The organism is Sphingomonas azotifigens NBRC 15497, from assembly GCF_002091475.1.
GTDB lineage: Bacteria > Pseudomonadota > Alphaproteobacteria > Sphingomonadales > Sphingomonadaceae > Sphingomonas > Sphingomonas azotifigens.
The window spans coordinates 1-8784 of the sequence record NZ_BCTR01000099.1 but is presented as its reverse complement, the minus strand read 5'-3'; the positions used below and the strand labels follow the sequence as shown (position 1 = coordinate 8784).

General features: G+C 65.9%; 3 protein-coding genes. All 3 read right to left on the bottom strand.

Features of this window, described 5'->3' with window-relative positions; all coding sequences use genetic code 11:
* Positions 1-75: 75 nt before the first annotated feature.
* Positions 76-1710: a peptide-N4-asparagine amidase gene (locus SAZ01S_RS22550; protein ID WP_084584580.1), complete on the bottom strand. Its 1635-nt coding sequence runs from the start codon at positions 1708-1710 to the stop codon at positions 76-78.
* A gap of 128 nt (positions 1711-1838) precedes the next feature.
* A complete protein-coding gene (locus SAZ01S_RS22545) occupies positions 1839-4700 on the bottom strand; it encodes a M16 family metallopeptidase (RefSeq protein ID WP_084584579.1) in 2862 nt (953 codons plus the stop codon).
* Between the two features lie 263 nt (positions 4701-4963).
* On the bottom strand, positions 4964-8131 hold the full coding sequence (locus SAZ01S_RS22540; protein ID WP_245825137.1) for a TonB-dependent receptor: 3168 nt from the start codon (positions 8129-8131) through the stop codon (positions 4964-4966).
* Positions 8132-8784: the final 653 nt, after the last annotated feature.

Sequence of the window (8784 nt, the reverse complement as noted above, 5' to 3'; positions counted from 1 at the left end):
GGACGGGGAGAGGCATGGTGAGTCCGCCTCAATGCGCCTTGGTATTAGAGCGTCTTCGCCCAAGGTAAAAACGCTCTATGGCTTCGCCAGCACGCGGGCTGACGGGGTCGCGCCCAAATCGCGTTCGGATCGCGTGACTTGGTCATCGGCCACCACGGCCTCCACCTGGCGGCGGCCGTTCGCATCCTCGACCAGCGAGGTCACGGTCACGCGGTTCGGTGTCGGCTTGGCATCGATGAAGAGCGAGAAGCTCGGCGCGAAGCTGGTGATCGTCTGGAGCGTGTGTGTGTCGCGATCGCCCGCGCCGGTGACCGTTCGTTCGCTCGACTGGGTGATCCGCGTGCCGTTCTTCACGCCGTAGAGCGGCGGCTTCACGCCGATGTCGATCACCAGCGTGTCGTGTTCGTCGATGCGGCGGCGCGTCGGTTCACCGCCGTGTGTGGTGACGGTGATCGACTGGTGCGCGTCGTAGCGTTTGCTCGACTTGCCGGTGTCGCGGGTGGTGATCAGCCGCTGGTCGAGCGCATAGGCGACGCGCGTCGTCACGCGCCCGCGGCTGGTCTCGACATAGCCTTCGGCGAACGCTGCCCGGGTGGCGACCGTCTCGATCGTGCCGATCGCGCCGGGCGCGCGCGGCGGCCGGACCTGCCGCGTCGGCGCCTTTGCCGGCGCGAGCGTGTTCGCGATCAGCGCGCCCGGCACGACGGCACGATCAGGATCGACCTCGCCGATCAGGGTGGCCGAGACGCGGAAGAAGCTGCCCGCCATCGGCATGGCGAGCGCGACGACGTGCGGTTTGCCGTCGTTGAGCAGCCCGGCGAACGGCGTCAGGTCCACCCGCGCGGAGGGCAGGTTGAGCGCATCGAGCGCCGGTGCGCGGCGCCAAAGCGCGGGGTTGATGCCGCCGGTGAAGATCGCCGGCTGGACCGAGCGGACGCCCGCGAGCTGCCCGTCGATCAGCACCTCGACGTCGCGAAACGGCGCGGCGCAGGGGGGCGGGCCGAACACGTTGCGCAGGGCAAGGTTGCCGGGCGCGCAATCATACCAGAATTCCTCGCGCTCCTGCCCGATCGCGAACAGGTCGATCGCCACCCGCGTGAGGTTGCGCGGCAGGGTGAGGGTGCGCGCCACCATCCGCTGCTGCGGATCGAGGCGGGCAAATCCGGCGGTTACGGGCACGAGGATGCGGCTCGGGTCCGGTGCGTCGCCGGCGTAGAAGACCAGCCGCGCACCCCAGAATGCCTGCGCATCATGCTCGGTATCGACATAGTTGACCAGCGTCGCCGCACCGTCCGCCGGCTGGTGCAGGAGCGCGGCATAGTCGGTCAGGTCGCGCTCGACATGCCAGTGCGGGGCATAGGTTGCGTCCGGCTCCATCGTGGTGCCGACGAACAGCGTGGTGCCGCCCAGCGTGAGGTCGGCGGTGCGATCGAACTGGGTGCCGGTGGTGACGTCGAAATCGGCTTCGAGCACCACCTTGCTCCACGTCCCCGGGCAATCGGCGGGCGGGCGATAGGCGATCGGCAGCGGGGTATCGCCCTGGAATGCGCGGCGCGCGAACAATTCGACGACGCAGCGCTTGCCGGCGGGCCGGGCAAGGGCGGGCGCCGGCGCGACGACGCCGTTGCCGATGGGTTCGGACGCGGCCTGCGCCGCCGCGTGCGTGCTGGCGAGGAGCAGCGGGGCGAGCAGGGCGCTGCCGGCCTTCATCCTCTTGCGGGGGGCGGGGTGCGCCGGAAGGTCCACAGCAACGGCCTCATCGGTTCGGGAAACGATCGACACTTTCGGGTGTCCAGCGGGAAAGGGGCGGGGGGCGATACCCCCCGCCCACGCATCGCTCAGTTCTTGGCGAGGATCTGCGCCGGCGTCACGACCTCGATCGGCAGGCCCAGCTTCTCGAGCTGCGGGCGGATCGTCTTGGCGTCGCCCACCACGCCCCACACCCATTTCGACGGCTGCAGATAGTGGCGCAGCGAGGCGTTGGCCTCGTCGAGCGTCAGCGCCCGCAGCCGCGCGTTGAAGGTGTTGAAGAAGTCGTCGGGCCAGCCGTTGCGGCGGAGCACCGACGCCGCGCCCATCACCTGCCCGCCGAAGCGGAACGAGGCGACGTTCTTGCGCAGGATGTTGACGACGCCGCTGTCGAATTCCTCGCGCGTGATCGGCTTGTCGGTGAGGATCGCGTTCAGTTCGCGCTGCACCTCGGCGATGGCGGGGCCGACCTTGTCCGGCTGGATCTGCCCCTCGAACTGGTAGCTCGAGCCGAGATCGTCGGTGTCGAAACTGGCCGAGGCGCCATAGGTCCAGTGCTTGTCCTCGCGCAGGTTCATGTTGATGCGCGACATGAATTCGCCGCCGAGCGCGAGGTTGGCGACTCGCGGGGCGAGCCCTTCGTCGGTGCGCGGCAGATCGATGAGCTGCCCCCCCGTGACGAACGCCTGGACCTGGCCGGGCATGTCGACCAGCACGATCTTGGCCGGGCCGGTGACGAGCGCCGGCTTCACCTTCAGCGGCTCGGGCGCCGGGCCGCGCCCCGCGGCGCTCCAGGCGCCCAGCGTCGCGTTGAGCTTGGGCAGCAGGGTCGCGAGCGGTTCGTTGGAGACGATCACCAGGCTCGCTCCCTCCGGGCGCACCCAGCGGCGGAAGGCGGTTTCGAGATCGGCGCGGGTGATCGCCTGCACTTCGGCCGCGGTCGGCACCTCGGCCGCCTTGGCGAGCAGCGTGCCGGGCGCGAGCGCCTGGGTGAACGCCTCGTTGAGCAATGCCGCCGGGCTCTGCGGCGCGGCGTTGACGCGCGCCATCTCCTCCCGCCGCAGATCCTCCAGCCGATCCTGCGGGAAATCGGGCTTGGTCAGCATCAGCATCATGGTGTCCAGCGCCGCCCCCAGGCTTGCGCTGGGCGCCGCCAGGCTGACGCCGGAATTGGTGTTCTGGGCGCTGCCATAGATCGAGGCGCCGGTCCGCTCGCGCATCTGGCTGAACCAGTGATCGTCATGGCCGCCGGCGCCTTCGGCCAGCATCTGGAACATCCAGCCGATCACGCCGCGCTTGTCCGCCGGTTCGTCGATCCGGCCCACGTCGAACGCGAGTTCCGCGGTGGTGAAGGGCACGGTGGCGTGCTGGACGTAGAACACCGGAATGCCGTTGGCGAGCTTGGCATGCTGCACCGCCGGGAAGCGGGCGGCGTCGGGCGCGCCGATGCCGGGCACCGGCCCACGCGTGCCGTGCTGCGCAGGCACCACCGCGGCCTTGGGCGCATCGGGAACCTCGACGCCGGCGACGCTTTCGTCGCCCGGCGGAGTCATGCGGTCGCCCGGCTTCAGCGTCGCGCGATAGCCGGGGCGGCCCAGCCATTCGCGCGCCGCCGCCATTACCGACTGCGGCGTCAGCGCCAGATAGGCCTCGAGGTCGTCCTTGTACTTGTCGGGCGAACCGAGCACCGAATTGGCCTGCATCAACAGGCCGCCGCGCGCCTCGATCGTCTCGTTGTTGCGGATCAGCGGGATGATCCGCGTGCTCTTGTAGCGGTTCAGCGCGTCGAGCGAGGGGGTGCTGTTCAGGAAGGCGGCGATCGCTTCGTCCAGCGCCTTCGCCGCGAGCGCGGGATCGACGCCCTGGCGCACCGAGCCATAGACGGTGAACTCGCCGACGCCGCGATAGGTGGAGTTGTCGGCGCTCAGATAGTTGAACAGCTTCTGCTCGCGTACCAGCTTGTCGGTCAGCGGGGCGCCGTCGATCCCGGTCATCAGGCCGGAAATCGCATCGAGCGCGAAATTGGCCTTGTCGCGGCCGCCCGGCACCGGCCAGGTCCGCGCGATCTGGACGGTGGAGACGGGGCCGGTCAGCGCCTGGTTGATCGGCGCCTTCAGCACCGGCACCGACGCCACCGGCTCCATGATCGCGCGCCCGCGCGGAATGTCGCCGAAATACTGCATCACCTTGGCCTTGGCGGTGGCGAGATCGATGTCGCCGGCCAGCAGCAGCGTCGCATTATTGGGGCCGTAATAGTCCTTGAACCACTGGTGCACATCGGCCAGCGATGCGGCGTTCAGGTCCTTCATTGATCCGATGACGCTGTGGCCATAGGGATGCGAGGCCGGATAGATGGCGCTGCGGCGGCTATAGCTCAGGATGCTGGCCGGGTTGTTGTCGCCGTTGCGCTTCTCGTTCTGCACCACGCCGCGTTGCTCGTCGAGCACGGCCTGGGTGACGGCGCCGAGCAGATGCCCCATCCGGTCGCTTTCCAGGAACAGGACGCGATCGAGGCTGCCGGTGGGCACCGTCTCGTAATAGTTGGTGAAGTCATAGCCGGTGCTGCCGTTCATGCTGATCGAGCCGGCGTCGCGCAGATATTGGAAATAGTCGCCGGGGGCGTTCTCGCTGCCGTTGAACATCAGATGCTCGAACAGATGCGCGAAGCCGCTGCGTCCGGCGGGTTCGAAGGTCGAGCCGACGGCATAGTTGATGCTGGTGAATACGATGGGAACGCTGCGATCGGTCAGCACGATCACCTTCAGGCCGTTGGGCAGCGTGAAGGTCTGGTAGGGGATGGTGAAGTCCTTGACCAGCTTGACGAGCTCGGCCGGCGCCGTGGCCGTCACCGCCTCCGCCGAAGGTGTGGCGGCGGCCGGGTGCGGCGCCGCGTTCACGGTGGGCGCCAGCAGCAGGGCGGTACCGGCCATCAACATCGTACGCAATGTCATAACATATCCTTGATCGAGACGCGGCTGGCGCCGCTGGAATGCCGGTTCGGCCGGTTGGAAAAAAATGCTGGTTCGTCTTGGTTGAAGACAATCGGCCGGCGCAAACCCGTAACGGCGGGGGAACTTTTCTCCACCGTACGCGTGGTGGCGCGGATCGCTGCCGATTGAAACGACGCGCCCAGCGATTCCGGGCGCGGAATCGCTGGGCGCGGAGTGCCCCGCCGCACCGCCGCGAGGGAAAGAAGCGGTGCGGCGACGGTCGATCAGAACGACTTGGTCAACCGCAGATAGAAGTTGCGCAGTCGCGGATCGCCATAGGCGCTGTAGAAGAGCGGTCGTTGCGAGACATCGAGCGGCGGCATCTTGTTGAAGACGTTGTTGATGCCGAAATATACCGTCATCTTGATCGGCAGCCGGTAGCTGATGTTCATGTCGTGATAGATCTGGCTGTCGACCTTGGCCGAGCCTTGTGCGGTGACGACGGAATGGTCCGCCAGCAGATAATAGCCGCTCATGTAGCGCGTCTGCCAGCCCAGGCTGAGCCGGTTCTTGCTCCATTGCACCGAAGCACTGCCGCGGAAGCGCAGCGATCCCTGTCCGCCGGCGCCGGCCGAGAACGCGGTCGTCGCCACGCCGGCATAGTTGACGGCCGGGGAGTCGGCGAAGGGGGCGATGGTGAGCATGTCGATATAGGTCGCCCGGCCCACGGCGGACAGCGTGCCGCCGAACAGCGTCGTATCGTAGTTCATGGTGAAGTCGAAGGCCTGGGTCTCCATCGACTTGAGGTTGATCATCGAAACGTCGAGCGACGTGATCGGCCCCACCGCATAGCCGCCGGACGCGGGCCCGCGGGTGACGCGATCCGGGTTAGATTTGAGGAATTGATCGAACTGCAGCTGCGAGCTGCCGAAAAAGGTGCCGAGCAGGATGAGCGGGTCGAAGTAGAGATCGCGCTTCTTCAAATGCGTCCAGTCGACCGAGAAGCGGAATCCGTCGAGGAAATGGGGCTTCAGGATCACGCCGCCCGTCCAGGTCTTCGACGATTCCGGCTTCAGGTTCGGATTGCCGCCCGAAAAGCCGGGGATGGCGCTCAGGCCGAATCCGATGTCCATGCCGATCAGCTCGCCGCCGCGCGCGCTATCCCGCATGTTCACGGCCATGAACGGCCGCGGGGTGCGGACGAGCTGGTTGAGCTGCGGCGGCAGATAGCCCGTGGTGTAGGAGCCGCGCAGCGTGATGCCGTCGATCGGCGTCCAGAGCAGGCTGATGCTGGGATCGGTATGGGCATTGCTGGTGATCGAGCGCGGGATGATCGTTCCCGCCGGCGGACAGCTCGAAAAATAATCGCTCTGGTTGGGCACGGTCGGCACCTGGCACTGATAGGGGTCGGCCCCGTCGCCCCGGTAGGATTCATGGCGGGCGGAAAGGCGCAGTTCGAGCAGCTTGACCAGCGGAAGCTGATGCTTTTCGCCCAGCAGCGGGAACAGGACCTCGGCATAGACCGATTTGGTGGTCTGCATCGCCTTGGGAATATAGTTGGTGAGCGCGGTATCGTCGTTCAGCATCGTGTTGGCGGTTGCTTCGATCCGAGCGGTATTGATTTCGGTATTGGCGGTGATGCGCACCTTGCCGCCCGGCAGCGTCAGCGGCAGCGGGCCGGCCAGCCGCAGGGAAGGTGCGAGGTTCGATGCCTTGCCGTCGGCATTGCGGTTCGAATAGGGCGTGGCGTTATAGGGCAGCTTGAGCGGGAACGACGTCGTGTCGAGAAAGCCGTTGGTTGTCCCGTCCTGGAGATTGTAGGTCGCATTGACGGTGTTGTTCGCCGGACTGTCCTGCGATTGATAGGATGAAGTGGAATAGGCCAGTTCGGCGATGGCCTGCCAATCCCAGGGCAGCTTGACGATGGCACCGGCGAGGGTGCGGAAGGTCGATGCCTTTCTCTTGACTCGCGTGTCGAACTGCGCGTTCGCTGGGAAAGCTACCGAAATCGCCTGGGTGAAGGGGTTGTTGGGGGCGTCCGCATTCAGCGTGAAGGAATTGATGGCGTTCGAATAGGTGTTGTACGCCGTCGACGACGTGATGCCGACTTCGGCATACATCGTCAGCCAGCGGCTGAACTCGCGGCGGATCGCCAGCGATCCGCTATATTGATCGACCGGATAGATCAGCGGCGCCCGCGCGCCATAGCCCGATGCGGTGTTGGGCTGATCGAGATTATACTTGCCGACCGACGCCAGCAGCGGCGCCACGCCCGCAGCCTGCAGGCCGGCATAGCCGATCGGGACCGTTCCCAGGCTCGTCGTCAGCGTCTGCCCGCCATATTGCGGCTTGAGCTGCAGCATCGAGCCGTCGAAGGACTTGTAGTTGACGGCTGATCCCTGCGGGGCATCGACGTAGCTGCCGTAAAAGGCATAGGGATCGTTTGCCAGCTGTGCTTTGATCCCGCGCTGGCGGATGTTCTCGCGGTCGCCATAGCTGAGCGCGTCGCCCTTCGTCCAGTTTCCATTGAACGAGATGCGGGTCCGCCCGCCCTCGATCGGCAGGCCGCCGACGAGGTCGACCGTCTTGCGCCCCGCGGCGAAATCGGTGGTGTTGTCGTAATTGACCGAGAGGTCGACGCCCTTGAAGTCGCGGCGCAGCACGATGTTGATCACGCCGCCCGAGGCGCCGCTGCCATAGATGCCCGAGGCCGAGGATGCGAGGACCTCGATGCGCTCCACGGCCGAGATCGGGATACCGGTGATCGACGGCTGGCTGATGTCGCCGCTGCCGATGTTGATGCCCGGCTGGCGACGGCCGTCGATCAGGATCAGCGTGTCGCGCACGCCGATGCCGCGCAGGTTGATCGAGCTGATCCCCACGGCCCGGTTGGAATCGTTGGGGCCGCCCATCGCCTGGTCACCCATGATCGGCGAGGTGTTGACGTTGAGCTGGTTGCGCAGGAACGCTTCGAGGTTCGGCGCGCCGCTCCGCTCGATTTCCTTGCGACCCAGCACGATGAACGGCTGGCTGTCGTCCTGGGTGCGCTCGATGCCGGCATTCAGCGACCAGTTCACCCGCCCGTTGACGAGGATGTCCGGGGTTACGCTGTTGTCCGGCTCATCGGCCAAAGGGCGCAGGGCAACCGACCCATTCTCCGCGGTGACGACCTTCAGGCCGGTATCGACCAGCAGGATCTGCAACGCGAGCATCGGCGGGTAATCGCCCTTGACCCCGTTCGTCCGCTTGCGGGCGACATCGTCCATCCGGAACAGGATGTTGCGCTTGGTTACTTTGCTCCATGCCTGCAGCGCCTCCGCCAGATTGCCGGCGGGAATGTCGAAGCTCTGTGCAACGCGGGCCCGCTGAGCGGTCTGCGCAGCCGCTTCCGACACCATGAACGGACTCAACACGGTTGCCCCCATGGCGATCGCGACCAAGCTTTTTTTCATCTGACGCCCCTCTTTTGCGGCGCGCGCATCGCGCCTTCCCAGAAGAATGACATTCGGCGGAAACAAATCCGTAACATCGAATTTCAAAAAAATTGGGGCAAATGAAACTTTCATCCAAAATCCCGTCGCTGGAAGGGCTTGCCGGCGCTTTTGGCTACGGATTGGCTGCCGATTGTCCCGGGAAGCACGACATCGTTTGAAGAAGGCAGGATGCCTGCCGAGTTCCCGGCGCTTTGTCGCATCGCTGCGATCCCGATCCGCGCCGAGTACATCGGCCCCCCCCCCTCGCTGCGAGCGCGAAGGCTTTTCCTCGCGGCCAAGTGCTTCAGGCAAAATGCAGGGGCTCTGACGTTCAGAGCGCGAGCGCAGCAGCGGTTGAAGTCTGCCCCGGTATGAACGGGGCGAAGGCCGGTGGCGGTGGCGAGGGCAAGAACCCTTGCGGACCGGCTCGCTACGCAACCCCCGGGTTCACGTGAACCTAGGAGCAGTGGTCAGCAACCCCACTAAACGTCGGATTTCCGTGGGGTTGCAGGAATCGAACGGATCACAATGCGTACATCAAAACAAGTACTTACCGCGCTGCAGCAAAAACGGGGCCCCAGGGGTCAGGCCCCACTCCCCCTTTCGTAAATCGGGTTCGAAGCACAAACGTG